The sequence below is a fragment of the Vibrio sp. B7 genome (genome assembly GCF_963888765.1).
GTDB classification, from domain to species: Bacteria; Pseudomonadota; Gammaproteobacteria; order Enterobacterales; family Vibrionaceae; genus Vibrio; species Vibrio anguillarum.
This window is the reverse complement of the sequence record NZ_CAWPKR010000011.1, coordinates 310707-324737: the sequence shown is the minus strand read 5'-3', so window position 1 is coordinate 324737 and position 14031 is coordinate 310707. Positions and strand designations below refer to the sequence as shown.

Annotated in this window: 16 protein-coding genes; 8 read left to right on the top strand and 8 right to left on the bottom strand. The window is 44.4% G+C overall.

Annotated features, from left to right (window positions below; genetic code table 11):
- Window positions 1-38 precede the first annotated feature (38 nt).
- Window positions 39-914: a LysR family transcriptional regulator gene (locus AACV32_RS06525; RefSeq protein WP_026027659.1), complete on the bottom strand. Its 876-nt coding sequence runs from the start codon at window positions 912-914 to the stop codon at window positions 39-41.
- 256 nt (window positions 915-1170) lie between these two features.
- On the opposite strand from AACV32_RS06525, the gene AACV32_RS06520 reads away from it, so the two are divergent.
- The 6 genes from AACV32_RS06520 (at window position 1171) to recR (ending at window position 6918) form a co-directional block, all read left to right on the top strand.
- Window positions 1171-2289 carry a response regulator gene (locus AACV32_RS06520; RefSeq protein WP_017044561.1) on the top strand — a complete coding sequence of 373 codons (1119 nt, stop codon included), beginning with the start codon at window positions 1171-1173 and terminating at the stop codon, window positions 2287-2289.
- A gap of 331 nt (window positions 2290-2620) precedes the next feature.
- Window positions 2621-2986 (top strand): YbaN family protein, encoded by a 366-nt coding sequence (locus AACV32_RS06515; RefSeq protein ID WP_017044101.1) that lies wholly within the window; start codon window positions 2621-2623, stop codon window positions 2984-2986.
- Between the two features lie 157 nt (window positions 2987-3143).
- Window positions 3144-3689 carry an adenine phosphoribosyltransferase gene (gene apt / locus AACV32_RS06510; protein ID WP_013857239.1) on the top strand — a complete coding sequence of 182 codons (546 nt, stop codon included), beginning with the start codon at window positions 3144-3146 and terminating at the stop codon, window positions 3687-3689.
- 21 nt (window positions 3690-3710) lie between these two features.
- The gene (dnaX, locus tag AACV32_RS06505) at window positions 3711-5855 is read left to right on the top strand and encodes a DNA polymerase III subunit gamma/tau (RefSeq protein WP_170894796.1); all 2145 of its coding nucleotides are present in this window, start codon (window positions 3711-3713) and stop codon (window positions 5853-5855) included.
- 82 nt (window positions 5856-5937) lie between these two features.
- Window positions 5938-6267, top strand: a complete 330-nt coding sequence (locus AACV32_RS06500) for a YbaB/EbfC family nucleoid-associated protein (protein WP_013857237.1) — start codon at window positions 5938-5940, stop codon at window positions 6265-6267.
- A gap of 51 nt (window positions 6268-6318) precedes the next feature.
- Window positions 6319-6918, top strand: coding sequence for a recombination mediator RecR (gene recR, locus AACV32_RS06495; protein ID WP_013857236.1), 600 nt, complete (start codon window positions 6319-6321; stop codon window positions 6916-6918).
- Between the two features lie 77 nt (window positions 6919-6995).
- On the opposite strand, the gene AACV32_RS06490 is transcribed toward recR, so the two are convergent.
- Entirely contained in the window at window positions 6996-7244 is a 249-nt protein-coding gene (locus tag AACV32_RS06490; RefSeq protein WP_013857235.1) for a YkgJ family cysteine cluster protein, read from the bottom strand.
- A 158-nt stretch (window positions 7245-7402) separates the two neighbouring features.
- Here AACV32_RS06490 and AACV32_RS06485 point away from each other — a divergent pair, with 158 nt between their 5' ends.
- Complete coding sequence (locus AACV32_RS06485) at window positions 7403-7843, top strand: YcgN family cysteine cluster protein (RefSeq protein WP_010317229.1); 441 nt, start codon at window positions 7403-7405, stop codon at window positions 7841-7843.
- A 22-nt stretch (window positions 7844-7865) separates the two neighbouring features.
- Here the strand turns inward: AACV32_RS06485 and AACV32_RS06480 are convergent, their stop codons facing one another.
- The 5 genes from AACV32_RS06480 to gap all read right to left on the bottom strand — a co-directional run bounded on the left by AACV32_RS06480 (window position 7866) and on the right by gap (window position 12337).
- The gene (locus tag AACV32_RS06480) at window positions 7866-8216 is read right to left on the bottom strand and encodes a hypothetical protein (RefSeq protein WP_017044563.1); all 351 of its coding nucleotides are present in this window, start codon (window positions 8214-8216) and stop codon (window positions 7866-7868) included.
- Window positions 8217-8366: 150 nt separating this feature from the next.
- Window positions 8367-9302 carry a ChaN family lipoprotein gene (locus tag AACV32_RS06475; RefSeq protein ID WP_170894795.1) on the bottom strand — a complete coding sequence of 312 codons (936 nt, stop codon included), beginning with the start codon at window positions 9300-9302 and terminating at the stop codon, window positions 8367-8369.
- Between the two features lie 58 nt (window positions 9303-9360).
- The gene (gene rlmA, locus AACV32_RS06470; protein ID WP_013857231.1) at window positions 9361-10182 is read right to left on the bottom strand and encodes a 23S rRNA (guanine(745)-N(1))-methyltransferase; all 822 of its coding nucleotides are present in this window, start codon (window positions 10180-10182) and stop codon (window positions 9361-9363) included.
- A gap of 119 nt (window positions 10183-10301) precedes the next feature.
- On the bottom strand, window positions 10302-11186 hold the full coding sequence (locus tag AACV32_RS06465) for a D-hexose-6-phosphate mutarotase (RefSeq protein WP_094125885.1): 885 nt from the start codon (window positions 11184-11186) through the stop codon (window positions 10302-10304).
- Window positions 11187-11341: 155 nt separating this feature from the next.
- Entirely contained in the window at window positions 11342-12337 is a 996-nt protein-coding gene (gap, locus tag AACV32_RS06460) for a type I glyceraldehyde-3-phosphate dehydrogenase (protein WP_010317219.1), read from the bottom strand.
- A gap of 337 nt (window positions 12338-12674) precedes the next feature.
- On the opposite strand from gap, the gene msrB reads away from it, so the two are divergent.
- A complete protein-coding gene (gene msrB / locus AACV32_RS06455) occupies window positions 12675-13079 on the top strand; it encodes a peptide-methionine (R)-S-oxide reductase MsrB (RefSeq protein ID WP_105977450.1) in 405 nt (134 codons plus the stop codon).
- A 47-nt stretch (window positions 13080-13126) separates the two neighbouring features.
- On the opposite strand, the gene AACV32_RS06450 is transcribed toward msrB, so the two are convergent.
- Window positions 13127-13951: a DUF2989 domain-containing protein gene (locus AACV32_RS06450; RefSeq protein WP_013857227.1), complete on the bottom strand. Its 825-nt coding sequence runs from the start codon at window positions 13949-13951 to the stop codon at window positions 13127-13129.
- Window positions 13952-14031 lie beyond the last annotated feature (80 nt).

Here is a 14031-nt window from a genome sequence, read left to right as displayed (position 1 = left end):
TGCGATAACTCATGGCCCAGCAATGCTGGGCCTAAAATCTAGTGGATGTGATAGGCAATCACAAAATCAATAAATAGCCTGACTTTTTCAGGTAGATGATCCTTGTGGTTATACAGCATATAAATATCACGAGGGTTGGAAACCCAGTCTTCCAGTACTCTGACTAAGCTGCCTTCTTCGATAAATTCTTTAATCATCACATCTGGCATTAAGGTGATACCCAGCCCCTCAGAGCAAGCGCTGCGCACTACGTTTAAAGCGTTGGCCTGAAAACGACCAGTATCACAATTGACCACGCATTCCCCTTTATTGTTGGTCAACTGCCATTTTACTAGAGGATATCCCTTCAATAATGAATGATTGCTGAGCTCTTCGGCATGAGTTGGTGCAGGGTGTTTCGCTAAATACCCTGGGCTTGCGACTAACACATCTTTCACTTCATTAATTTTTCGCGCAATCAAACTGGAGTCTCGTTGAGGGCCAACTCTAAAAATGACATCCCATTCGGTTGGGTCGAGTTGATCGGCCTGATTGCTGGTGGTCAGTTCTATGTTGATATCTGGGTACTGCATCATGAAGGCATTGAAGATAGGCATCATCATGCGTTTCGTGACATTAGATGGTGACGATATTCTTAGTTTGCCTGAAGCGCCACGACATTCATCGGTGAGCTCTTCTGCTGTTGCAGCTAAGCGATGCAGCAACGGTGAGCACTCTTGAAAAAAACGTTCACCCGCTTCAGTCAGCGAAAGTTTTCGAGCATGGCGATTCAACAACCTAAGATTCAGAGAATCTTCCAATGCTTGAATGCGTCGGGTAATGGTCGCAACGGGGATCATTGTTTTACGAGAAGTTGCGGTATAGCTTCCATTTTCGACAACCAGTCGAAAGAGGTTTAGGTCATCTAATTTCATTGTTCCTGACACATTATTTTTCGAATTTGAGTAATTTATACGTATATCATTTGTCAAATCTTGAGTCATATCAACTTGTTTGACGAAAGTAACATTCCGTACAATCCATACATAGCCCATATATATAGTATGCAACCGAGTTACAAAGTGGAACATTTGTATAAATCTTATTTTGCGACTACTTTATAAAGTAACCTATCAATTTATCCTATAACAATAAAATGACTGCTTTTTAAAAGCATTGTGAGGCAGGATTATGTATAAATCTCACATTCAGGCTAGTGAGTTCTTGGCGAAAAAACCTTCAGATAATCAGCACGTCGAGCAAAAACTGATCATGCTCGTTGATGATGACCCAATTTTTAGGCGAATAACCAGTGGTTATTTGTCGGCTCAAGGCTATAAAGTGCTTGAAGCTGAAAATGGCTTAGAGGGGTTGCGCAAGTTAAAAGATGCGGAGCCTGACCTTGTTGTGTGTGACTTAGCAATGCCAGTACTGAATGGCATTGAGTTTGTTGAAGAGGTGAGCCTTGAGTATCCCTCGCTGCCACTGATTGTGGTCTCTGCAACTGATGAAATGGCTGATGTTGCAAAAGTGCTGCGATTTGGTGTTAAGGATTTTCTTCCTAAACCGATTGGTAACCACCAGTATTTAAGCAGTGCAATAGAAAGTACGCTCGAAGATACGTTTAGCCGTTTATCTGATCAGCGTGATTTTTCGACGCAATGGTTCCGGGTCGATGATGGTGGTGATATTCCAGAAGAACAAGAGTTGCATTGGCATCTGGAGTATTTACGAGAAAACCCCAGTACCGCGAAAGATTTGCTGCACGCGTTATTACCAGAAAAGGATACTTCACAAGGCAGTTGGAAGTGTAGTTACCGTCTTTTACAATCGGCGGATGTGATGCCGCTGGTATTTGACTATGCATGGTTGATGAACGGGCAGTTTGCCTTTTACTTGGTCGATTCAGATGCCCATTATGAAAATAGTGTGGCTTCAACATTGCTCGTTCGTGCTCTGTTTCACGATTATCTTCGCAACTTAAAAAGCTTCAGTGCCGATCTGAAAGACCTTGCCGACATACTGGAAAAAGGTATTGAATGCTCAGAGTGTGCTAATCCAATCAACGCGGTATTCGGTATTGCGGATTTAAGCGAAGGTACACTCTCTATCCTGCCGGCTGGGCTCGACAGTCAATGGTCAAATGGCTACTTAACTCAACATATTGCCGCGGGTGTTAGCCTTGGGCAGAACTGTTTAAAAAACTTTATCACTAAAGATTTACCGATCAACTCAACTTGTCAGCTATCAACTAATCGCTTAGGTTCGAGTAGTTTCAAACTCAATATTTACCAAGGTGGCAGCAGTTAATAACCTTATCTTTAGTCGGTGTTTGCGGTGATTTGTTTGAGGTATAGTTCGCGTCTAGAACAACAATCACCCAATTCGTTTACGTTACATTAACTTTGTTTATGGTGCCAAAACGAACGGAGTCATCCAACACTAGAGAAGTTATGATGGAAGAGCAGAATTTTAAAGAACCTTACAACATTTTTTATTTTTTAGGCTTTATTGCCGTACTTTCGATCCCTACATTGCCAGCAATACTGACTTGGATCCGTGTGTTTAATGGTTATTCAACTTTCTGAGTTGGATAGTACGTTGGGAGTTCACCATCAATATTCGTCATTTTCTTCTTACGGTGGCTGGTGGGCTCTGCCTTCTGTTAGGCGTGATAGGCATATTCTTACCGCTACTCCCCACAACCCCTTTCATACTTCTTGCTAGCGCTTGCTTCTTACGAAGTAGCCCTCGTTTTCATGCTTGGTTGCATCAACATCAGACGCTAGGCCCAATACTGGATAATTGGCAGCAACATGGCGCTGTTTCGCGGCAAGTGAAACAACGGGGATGTTTGTGGATTATTCTAAGCTTTATTTTTTCCATCTGGGTTGTCCCACACTTTTGGCTCAAAATTATGTTGTTTACTATGCTTGTGGTCCTGATCACTTGGTTTATTCGACTTCCCACTCATGAGCAGGTTGCTAACCAACAAGAAAATCACTAGCATTATGGGGAAGTGTGCCCATTCTTCGAATGGGCGTTTGTTTTTTCAGCGGCTAAGATATTGTGGCTTATCTATGTTGCTGAGAGCTCACGCTCTATCATTCTGATACGTAAATGTATCGTGAGAAATGAAGAGCCAATCTAAGTAAATGTAAGTTATGACAACCGAAACTATCTCTTTGATCAAATCGAGCATTCAAAGCATCCCTAACTACCCAAAACCTGGCATTTTGTTTCGTGATGTAACTAGCCTGCTAGAGGATGCAAAAGCCTATCAAGCAACCATTGCTTTATTAGTCGAAAAATATAAAGACATGGGCTTTACCAAAGTTGTGGGTACAGAAGCGCGTGGTTTCCTATTTGGTGCGCCATTGGCTTTAGAGCTTGGTTTGGGGTTTGTACCTGTACGTAAGCCGGGTAAGTTACCACGCGAAACGTTAGCCCAATCTTACGAATTGGAATACGGTACTGACACATTAGAAATTCACGTTGATGCGATCAAACAAGGTGATAAAGTGCTGGTGGTGGATGATCTACTGGCAACGGGTGGTACGATTGAAGCGACGACTAAATTGATCCGCCAGCTTGGTGGTGAAGTTGAGCACGCGGCTTTTGTCATCAACCTGCCTGAAATTGGCGGAGACAAACGTTTACAAGGTTTGGGCCTGAACGTTTATAGTATTTGTGAATTTGAAGGTCACTAAGCTAATCAACTGGACGTACTCATGAGTTATCTTGCCTTAGCGCGAAAATGGCGACCAACAAAATTTAATGAGGTGGTGGGACAAGCACATGTCTTAACTGCACTAGAAAATGCGTTGGCCCAAAATAGATTGCACCATGCGTATTTATTCAGCGGTACACGTGGTGTCGGCAAGACGACGATTGGTCGCTTGTTTGCCAAGGGGTTAAACTGTGAAACCGGTATTACGGCCACACCTTGTGGCCAATGTGATACTTGCCGAGAGATTGACCAAGGCCGTTTTGTTGATCTTTTAGAAATAGATGCGGCATCACGAACCAAAGTCGAAGATACGCGCGAATTACTTGATAACGTGCAGTACAAGCCTGCTCGCGGTCGCTTCAAGGTGTACTTAATCGATGAAGTACACATGCTGTCGCGCCACAGTTTTAACGCTTTGCTTAAAACGTTGGAAGAGCCGCCTGAGTATGTGAAATTCTTGCTCGCTACGACAGATCCGCAAAAGCTGCCGGTTACGATTTTATCGCGCTGCTTACAGTTTCATCTTAAGCCGATCAGTGTTGAAAATATCCACGATCAGCTTGAGCATGTTTTAGCGGCAGAGCAGATCCCTTGTGAAGCGAGAGCATTAAGAATGATCGCGCATGCTGCCGATGGCAGTATGCGTGATGCACTTAGCTTAACTGATCAAGCGATTGCACTAGGTAATAACCAGGTGATGGCCGATGTAGTCGCCCCAATGCTTGGCACGCTAGACACAGATCAAGCACTCCATTTACTGCAAGCCATTAGCAGTAAACAGCCTCAAACGGCGATGGATAGCGTTGCACATTTAGCACAAAATGGTGTGGATTGGGATGGATTACTACAACAACTCGCGGCGCAGTTACACCGTATTGCGATGTATCAAGCGTTGCCAGCAACACTGGACAAAACCCAACCCGATGCAGAGAAGGTACAACTGCTTAGCAAAGCGCTGAGCCCACAAGATGTGCAGCTCTATTATCAAATTGCTTTAAAAGGGCGTGAAGATTTAGCACTCTCGCCAACCGCTCGAACGGGGCTGGAAATGATTGTGCTACGTATGATGGCGTTTCGTCCTGCTTCTGTATCGTTGGTGAATACGTTCAGTACTGAAGTGAGTTCAGATGTCGCAGTGCCAAGCCACGGCACTCCTTCACTACAACCCGCATCAGCGGCAACGCCTCTAACTGAACCTAAGCAAACATCGGCGGCTCCCGTATCGGACAGTCAGGTTAATGAGCCACAAAGGCATGAGGATACTCAGCCTGATTATGGCATCGTTCAAGATTACGATAACCGCTATGCGGATATGAATGATGACATGTCCAGTGCAATGGAATATGCCCCAGAATCGTATGAGCCTGCACCAGTTCCTCAACCACCGGCACCTTCTTCAGCTCCACGTCCCTCACCGATTGCAGGGCTGCGACACCAGTTGCGTTCACAGCGCCAAGGAGTTGCTCAGCCAGCAAAAGGAGTGAATGAAACAAAGAGCAACGGGACAAAAAAGCCTAATGCGGCATCGACTAAATCTGAATCTGTGCTTGAGCGTGTTGCCTCGCATGGAAAATCAGCTCGAGTGTCGCCTTTGTCAACATCCGCTCCTGAAGCTGCCCCAACCTTGGACAACGAGCCTTATCAGTGGCGTCCAACGCTGCAACCTGTGGTGGTTGAACAACAAAAAACAGAGCTGACACCGACACAAATTAAGCAAGCGCTAGAACATATTAAAACGCCAGAGATGGCAGAAAAGTTACTTGCAGAATCGATAGAACAAAATGAGTGGGCAGCTCTGATCCACCAGCTCGATATTGCCAAGTTAGTGGAACAATTAGCACTTAATTCTGTCTACCACAAATCGGGCTCATCAATTGAGCTAGTGCTGCGGCCAAGTCAGGCCCATCTTAATACCGATAAAGCACAAAGCGAGTTGTTAGAAGCGCTCAATGAGACATTAGCTGAAGAGTGCCACCTTAGCGTGACAATTGGTGAGCAAGGTGAGACTCCATTGGAGCTTAGAGAGCGTCTTTACCAACTCAAATTAGAGCAAGCATTGAACAGCTTGGAGGCCGACCCTCACGTAATGTTCTTCAAGCGACGTTTTGATGCGGAACTTGATCGCGACAGTGTGCGGCCGATTTAATCAATTAAGCGAGTGTGGGGTTGAATCTATATGTTATGACCCCACCTTATGTGAAACACTCAATTCAACCAGAGAGATAAACATGTTTGGTAAAGGCGGTATGGGCAACCTAATGAAGCAAGCCCAACAAATGCAAGAGCGCATGCAAAAGCTACAAGAAGAAATTGCGAATATGGAAGTGGTTGGTGAGTCTGGTGCTGGTCTGGTCAAAGTGACCATTACTGGTAGCCACAGCGTACGCCGTGTAGAGATTGATGAAAGCTTAATGGAAGACGACAAAGAGATGCTAGAAGATCTGATTGCCGCCGCTTTCAATGATGCTGCACGCCGCGTGGAAGAGACTCAAAAAGAAAAAATGGCTTCTGTCACTGGCGGTATGCAATTACCACCAGGTATGAAGATGCCGTTTTAACGAACGACTTTTTTAACAAACAACCTTTTTAACAAACAAAATAGGTTACTAATGCGTACCAGTCATATGCTGGAGCATTTGATGGAGGCCTTACGTTGTCTGCCTGGGGTGGGTCCCAAGTCAGCACAGCGTATGGCCTTTCATTTGTTACAGCGCGATAGAAAAGGCGGCTTACAGCTCGCCGATGCTTTAAGCCAAGCCATGACAGAAATTGGACATTGCAGTGAATGTCGAACTTTCACTGAAGAAGAAACTTGTCATATTTGTAGCAACCCTAAGCGGCAGGATAACGGCCAACTCTGTGTAGTCGAAAGCCCTGCTGATATTGCGGCCATTGAAGCTACAGGCCAATATTCTGGACGTTATTTTGTTCTGATGGGGCACTTATCACCTTTAGATGGTATCGGCCCGAGTGATATTGGTTTAGATACGCTGGATTACCGTTTGCAACGTGGTGGCATTGCCGAAGTCATTCTTGCTACTAACCCAACCGTTGAAGGTGAAGCCACCGCGCACTACATTGCGGAATTATGTCGCGCCCATCAAGTCTCTGCGAGCCGTATTGCTCATGGTGTGCCTGTTGGCGGTGAGCTTGAGCTTGTTGATGGCACGACGCTATCACACTCTTTGCTTGGCAGACAAAAGCTGTAGTACCTTTCGAATCATTGCCCTAGCTGCTGGGGCAATTTTGAGTGACGCCATCAATTAAGGCAAACAAAGCAGTGCCATCAAGTGATTTTTTCGAGTTCGGTAATGTTGCTCAAAGCTTCTTGGTTCGTGTTGCCACAGACCATCGGGCAAGGCTTAAATTCGTGGCATACTTTTGGACGTTCAGGCTTACCAAATAACTTGCACAAATTAGCGTCATTAAGTTGAATGCAACGTACACCTGCTGGCTTTCCTTGCTCCATACCCGGGATGGAGGAAGAAATACTAGGGGCGATACAACACGCACCACAACCAAGTCTGCATTCCATAATTGAGTACCAGTAAAAAGAAAAGGGTGACGATCCTAGCAGATGTGACCGAAGTGTACAGCAATAGCTTCCTAAATTAACAAGCCGTTTTTATCCTTGAACTTTGCTTGGTGTGGAGGTATAACACGCACCCCATTCGTTAAGTAAGATAGAGACTCATGAGCACACCATTCTGGCAAAATAAGAAATTAGAACAAATGACGGAATCGGAGTGGGAGTCGCTTTGTGATGGATGCGGTAAGTGCTGCTTACACAAGTTAATGGATGAAGATAGTGATGAGGTCTATTACACCAATGTCGCTTGCAGTTGGTTAAACAGCGATACCTGCTCATGCAAGGATTATCCAAACCGTTTCAATTCTGGTGAGGAGTGCTTAAAACTGACGCGTGATAAAATTGATGAATTTAACTGGTTGCCGGATACGTGCGCCTATCGTGTACTGTCAGAAGGCAAAACATTGCCGCAATGGCATCCTTTGATTACCGGCTCCAAAGAGGCGATGCACGCCGCGCAAGAAAGTGTTCGCAACAAAGTCGTTTATGAGATTGATGTTATCGACTGGGAGGACCACATCATCAATCATCCAAACCGCAATTAATATCCAATAGAAATCTAAAAGACTAGAGAAGCAGTAACAAACCTCCTACTGTTGCCGCGGCGGAAAAATATTTCCCTGCGGAATAGGAGCTATCGTCTTCTTCTGGTTTTTTATCTGGATGATCTAACCCCAAAGCACCATGAGCAAATGACTCCACTTTGCCTGTCACGGTTTTCTCTTTGTTTTCTAACTTACTCTCTTTGTCGAGTTGTTGCAGCGCTGCGAGCAAGGCTTTGCCTTCATCAGACAAAGTGACGGTATTCTGCTCCACTTTGAGCGGGGCAGAGGGGGGGGATGCCGCTGTAGAATTTGCTTGAGCTTTAACTTGCTGGAGTGAATGCAGTTGCGCTGAGCTTGTCCCTACCGGTGTCATACTTCTCTCCTATAAATGCCATCAGTTAATGTATCGACAGATTTATGAAAAACTTGTGCAAAAAATTCGCAATTTGTATGAGGTATGTACAAGCAAAAAGCGCGCCTACTTTATATGAAAAGAATAAGCAGGCCCGTTATTCACCGCTAATTAGTCGCAAGTGAGATCTGTATTGCGATTCTTTATCTGTTGATAGGCTTGCATGCGATGCTCTGCTTGAACATAGGCGGTGGGAATTGGCAGTACAGTGAGTTGGAAATCAGGATACGACGTCTGGGTATCCTCTACGGGCGTGATGATGGCAATCTTTAAATCAGGATTTCGACGAAGGATAGAATGCGCCGTGCCTAAACCCTGCTCGGTGTGGAACTTGCCTGCGATGTGCATCACCTGATCTGTCGGGTGGTTTTGTAAATAATCCACCATGCTTTCTGCCATCGTTTCATCCCAAGTGAGCTGAGCTGCGTACTGTTTTTCAGTTTGCTCTTTTGAACCGTGGTGCATTGATTCCATGAACTTCGCTTTGTAGGGAGAGGCTGAGGTGTCAATTTGGTGTGCAACCTGAGCCCGCTCTACTGGCGTTAATTTATCAAGGTATTTGATTCCCACTTTGCCGATACAACGTACGAAAGGTTTAGGCGCATTAGCGGCAATGACATTCAACTGCTGTGATTTTGCAAATTCAACCAGTGGGCGGTAGTCACTTTGGTAGTTTGGCCACGCTCTGGTCTGAGAAATAAGGTATTGTTCGCCGATTTCTCCTGCTAGATAGCGGTTCAGTATCTCTTGTTCATCGCGTGAAAATTGTTCCATAGACAAGGCTACATGGGTGTTTTCGCGGCTGAGTTGTGCCAATAGCTCGGTTTGGAAGCGATGAATGGCTGGGTGTGTATGCCACTCACCGACTAAAATGATATCGGCATTTTTTATCTCATTCGGCAGCGAATTGAGATTCAATGGTTTGCCGCTAGAGGTGGATAATTGGTAATCATAAAAGTGAGCAATGGGCTTCGGCTGGTGCGAAGCACAGCCAAAAAGTGGTAATAGTAGAGCCAGAGAAGTAACTAAGCGCATGAGGGTCTCCATTTTGAATTTGGCATAATAATGGAGACACTGTGGATTTGCAATATAATGAGAATTATTATCAACTAACTTTGCGATAAACGCTGATCATAAAATCGGCCTCACAATTAAATTGCTCAGCTTGCTTTAATTGCGCTCTTAGCTCGTCACTGGCCCGCCATGCAAACGGCGTCATCTGTAATAAATCAAAAGCATCGTTACCGCTTAATGCCATGGTGTAGTGCAGTTTTTGTTGCTCTACTAATGTAAACCCAGCTATCTCTTCTGCGGTTTCATCATGCAGTTGAACATTAGGATAGATCCCTTCTTTTAACTGATAGAGGTGCCTTGCCGCGGGTGTAACGGTAATCACCACTCCTTGCTTTTGAATGCAGCGGTAAAGCTCTTGTGCTTTACAGGGCGCATAAATTCGTAATATACCGGCTAGGGAAGCATCGTCAAAGGGCAAGCGGTGGCTGGAGGCAACGACAAAGTTGACCATAGGGTAGCGCTTTGCTGCATAACGGACGGCGATTTTAGAGATATCTAACCCATAGGTGACCGATTGTGTCGAGTGTTGTGCAAGCGTTTGAGCGACAAATTGGGTGTAGTAACCTTCGCCGCAGCCGATGTCTAAAAACTGATAAGAAGAATCTTGCAGATACTTACTGCACAACTGAGCGACCGTCTGACGCATCAGATCGTAATGTCCACCTTCAAGAAAACGGCGACGAGCTTGCATCATCTCTTTATTATCACCCGGATCTTTTGAGCGTTTATGATGTGCAGGCATCAAATTGACGTAGCCCTCTTTGGCTATATCAAATTGATGATTATTTTCACATTTCAATATTTGCTGCTGTTGCAACAGAGGTTGCTGGCAAAGGGGGCACAGATACGCCATGAAAATCTCGCTTGAAAAACAAAGGCGCCAGTTTAGCGTCTGCGGCTAGAAATAAAAAGGACAGCGTGATTTCACTGCCCTCAGCATGAGTATGATGACGGAAAATTCGCCAAAAAAGCTTAGTTGGAAAAAACCGTCGTGACGAGCTGATGGCTTTCACCTGGTTGCAAGGTTTTTCCTGCGGACAAGCAAGGGGCATGCAGTGTAGATTCAACACACAGCATCGTTTGATAACCATCGTCAGGCATATCTGCCATTGATTGAGCGCCTTGAGCCCATGGGTTCCACAAGACGGCAGAGTTGTGTCCAGTGTTTTCAACCACTAACGTGCGATTCAAAACAGGATCTTGGACCTGAATTTGTGCTTCAGGCGCGGTATAGACGCGATCAATCGTATCGGTGAGGACCAGTGTTGAACCACCTTGACACATTTTTGCATCTTGTAAGCTGTCTATATATTCAACGCCCATACCTGTAGTAGTGGTCTGGGTAATATTACCAACCTTGAGGTAGCTGTGCAGCGCTGCAGAAAACGTCCATGCTTTCTCATCCGTATTGGTCGTTTCTAAAGTGACTTTTAACTTGTCACCGATTTCAACATAAAGACGGGTTTGGAATTGAAATGGCCAAATAGCCAGTGTTTGGGGCGAATGGTCGAGCCCTAGCACGATAATGACGCCCTGCTCGTTTTCTCTATGTTCAATCAATGCCCATTCACTGGTGCGTGCGAAACCATGGGCTGGTGCAGCAATACGGCCAAACCATGGCCAACAAACAGGGATCCCGCCTCTTAGAGCGGCTTTACCGTCAAAAATGGCCGTGTCACTCATCCAAATGAGCTCATCTTGTCCTTTAGGAGTGAATGAGATGACATGGCCGCCATGCAGTGTAATTCCGGCGGTCGCTTTGTCATGAATAACGCGAACAATTTTAACGCCCTCTTTCTCAACGATGGTGACGTTGTCAGAAAGATAAGTCAGGGTAGGGAGAGATTGCAGATCCATAAATTCGATACCTCATACCATTCCTACCGGATAAATAAGTGAGGAACGGCTCGGATTGTCTAACGCAGTCCCATTAATGAAAGGGACAGATACTAAAAAGGCGACACAATGGCCGCCTTTTTGTTCTCAACGAATTTCTTCGCTAAACACTACGATTATTTAGAAACGTGAGCGATTAGGTCTAGAACTTTGTTTGAGTAACCGATTTCGTTGTCGTACCAAGATACAACTTTAACGAATTTGTCAGTTAGTGCGATACCAGCTTTAGCATCGAATACAGATGTGTTGATCTCGCCGATGAAGTCTTGAGAAACAACTGCATCTTCAGTGTAACCTAGAACGCCAGCGAATTCGTTTTCAGAAGCGCGCTTCATTTCAGCACAAATTTCTGCGTAAGATGCTGGGTTTTGTAGGTTAACAGTTAGGTCAACTACAGAAACGTTCGCTGTAGGTACGCGGAAAGCCATACCAGTCAGTTTGCCGTTTAGTTCTGGGATTACAACGCCAACCGCTTTAGCTGCGCCAGTTGAAGATGGGATGATGTTTTGAGAAGCACCACGACCACCACGCCAGTCTTTCGCAGAAGGACCATCTACAGTTTTTTGAGTCGCTGTAGTTGCGTGAACAGTAGTCATAAGACCAGACTCGATGCCCCACTTGTCGTTAAGAACTTTAGCGATAGGTGCTAGGCAGTTTGTAGTACAAGAAGCGTTAGAAACGATGTCTTGGCCAGCGTAAGAAGCGTGGTTAACACCCATTACGAACATTGGAGTCGCGTCTTTTGAAGGACCAGTTAGAACAACTTTTTTCGCGCCAGCAGTGATGTGCTTACGAGCGGTTGCATCGTCTAGGAATAGACCTGTTGCTTCAGCAACCACGTCAACACCGATTGCATCCCATTTTAGATCTTCTGGGTTACGCTCAGCTGTTACACGTACAGTTTTGCCGTTTACAACTAGGTTGCCAGCTTCAACTTCAACAGTACCGTTGAAACGGCCATGAGTTGAGTCATACTTTAACATGTATGCCATATAATCTACGTCGATAAGGTCGTTAATACCTACAACTTCGATGTCGTTGCGCTCTTGCGCTGCACGGAATACGAAACGACCGATACGGCCAAAACCGTTAATACCTACTTTGATAGTCATTATAGTTGCTCCACAACTTAATTTCTGATTAAAGATAACTGGTAGTAAAATTACAGAATCCAGTAAATGTCTGCAACAGATAATCGGACTTAACTTGTTTAAAGTCAAAAAAAAGCGACGCTTTTTTTCACAATTAATCGTAAGTGATTAAATTTTAAACTTTATACCGCTTCTGTTTACTTTCAGTTGGCGTAAAATACTTTAGCCTTCTAAGGCAGTTAGAAATCACATACCTACCATTTCATGGTGAGAAAGTATGTGCTACAAAGAGTGGAGTATGCAAGTTTTTGGCATAAAAAGTACCAGTGCAATATTGAGAAGAAGGGAAGTTTTGTAAGTGAAATCGAAGATTGAGAATAATGTTAAGCCTGATGAATACTGGCGTGAAAGACTAACGGATGATGAGTTTTATGTTTGCCGTCAACGCGGTACAGAAGCCCCGTTTAGTGGCAAGTTATTACATAATCGTGACACAGGTGTGTACGCGTGTGCCTGTTGCAGCAGCCCGTTATTTGTCTCCAACAATAAGTATGATTCGGGGTGTGGTTGGCCAAGTTTTGATGCACCGATCAATGATACTGCAATCCGCTATCTTGAAGATTTAACGCATGGAATGATTCGAACTGAGATCCGTTGTGCGGTGTGTGATAGCCATCTAGGGCATGTTTTTCCTGATGGACCTCAAACAACAGGTGAACGATTTTGTGTCAATTCAGTGTCGTTAATTTTCAACAAAAAGTGAAAAAGCGGTGAACTTATCACCGCTCTTTGTTTTATGATTACATTTTGTTAGTTGGCAAAGTCGAGAGGAATGAGCTCTGGTTTAAACTGTCCATTTTTGATAGCGTCAACGATTTTTTCGGCGATATCGTCGAGTGCATCAAATTTTTCTTGATCAAACCCATACAGCAATTTGAGTTCTGTCTCTGAAGCAACCGGCACATTGAATGTTTTTCCTACCATCGCCCAAATGTAAGCTTTTTCTTTCTGTTTGAGAATTTGGTTGGTACTGGCAAGAGATTTGATAGCATCAAGGTTGATACTGCCTTTTGGGCTGAGTTCTAAGGTTCGATGGAGCAAATAGATTGCTTTTTCTCGATCCCGTTGAACATAAAAAGTAGCGAGAGCGTATTGCATTTCTGCTGTATCTAGCTCGGGTTTACCTTCACGTTGTAAGAATTTTCTTTGTGCACTTTTATCACCAATCTGACTCCAGAGAAAGTATAAGGTTTCCGCGGAGCTGGATGACTGAAGCTCTTTTTCAATCTGCTCTAAATCTTTCCCTGTATTGACGAGTGCTGAAAATCGACGTTGTTTCAGTTCCGTTTGATCAATAGCTTGAATTTGTGAAGCGAGCTCGAGACATTTTCGATAAGCTTGAACTAATCCGTATTCTTTAATCTTGTTGCTATCGCTTGGATTTTTAAGTACTTCAAATCGATGCCAGATGAGGTCCGTGCGTGGAACTCTACATTGCCCATCATTTATATTGAGCCTTTCACAGCGCAAATTAGGATTATCTGCACATAGCTTGTCGGTATCTCTGTTATTCTCAAAGCAGCCACTTATAAGAAGTGATAGGCTGAGAATCATGGGCACTTTTATCAAATTCATAATATTAGCTTGTGATCAAATACACTTATTTATTGGGCTTGTCTTGACTCAATATCATGGCAAGTTATGTTTGTGACGAA

Excerpts from the sequence above, each read along its gene's own strand:
- AACV32_RS06490 (WP_013857235.1), bottom strand. The coding sequence starts at position 7,244 with ATGGAATGCAGACTTGGTTGTGGTGCGTGTTGTATCGCCCCTAGTATT.
- apt (WP_013857239.1), top strand. The coding sequence starts at position 3,144 with ATGACAACCGAAACTATCTCTTTGATCAAATCGAGCATTCAAAGCATC.
- AACV32_RS06480 (WP_017044563.1), bottom strand. The coding sequence starts at position 8,216 with ATGACACCGGTAGGGACAAGCTCAGCGCAACTGCATTCACTCCAGCAA.
- AACV32_RS06485 (WP_010317229.1), top strand. The coding sequence starts at position 7,403 with ATGAGCACACCATTCTGGCAAAATAAGAAATTAGAACAAATGACGGAA.
- AACV32_RS06500 (WP_013857237.1), top strand. The coding sequence starts at position 5,938 with ATGTTTGGTAAAGGCGGTATGGGCAACCTAATGAAGCAAGCCCAACAA.
- dnaX (WP_170894796.1), top strand. The coding sequence starts at position 3,711 with ATGAGTTATCTTGCCTTAGCGCGAAAATGGCGACCAACAAAATTTAAT.
- recR (WP_013857236.1), top strand. The coding sequence starts at position 6,319 with ATGCGTACCAGTCATATGCTGGAGCATTTGATGGAGGCCTTACGTTGT.
- AACV32_RS06525 (WP_026027659.1), bottom strand. The coding sequence starts at position 914 with ATGAAATTAGATGACCTAAACCTCTTTCGACTGGTTGTCGAAAATGGA.
- AACV32_RS06465 (WP_094125885.1), bottom strand. The coding sequence starts at position 11,186 with ATGGATCTGCAATCTCTCCCTACCCTGACTTATCTTTCTGACAACGTC.
- AACV32_RS06520 (WP_017044561.1), top strand. The coding sequence starts at position 1,171 with ATGTATAAATCTCACATTCAGGCTAGTGAGTTCTTGGCGAAAAAACCT.
- AACV32_RS06475 (WP_170894795.1), bottom strand. The coding sequence starts at position 9,302 with ATGGAGACCCTCATGCGCTTAGTTACTTCTCTGGCTCTACTATTACCA.
- rlmA (WP_013857231.1), bottom strand. The coding sequence starts at position 10,182 with ATGGCGTATCTGTGCCCCCTTTGCCAGCAACCTCTGTTGCAACAGCAG.
- gap (WP_010317219.1), bottom strand. The coding sequence starts at position 12,337 with ATGACTATCAAAGTAGGTATTAACGGTTTTGGCCGTATCGGTCGTTTC.
- AACV32_RS06450 (WP_013857227.1), bottom strand. The coding sequence starts at position 13,951 with ATGAATTTGATAAAAGTGCCCATGATTCTCAGCCTATCACTTCTTATA.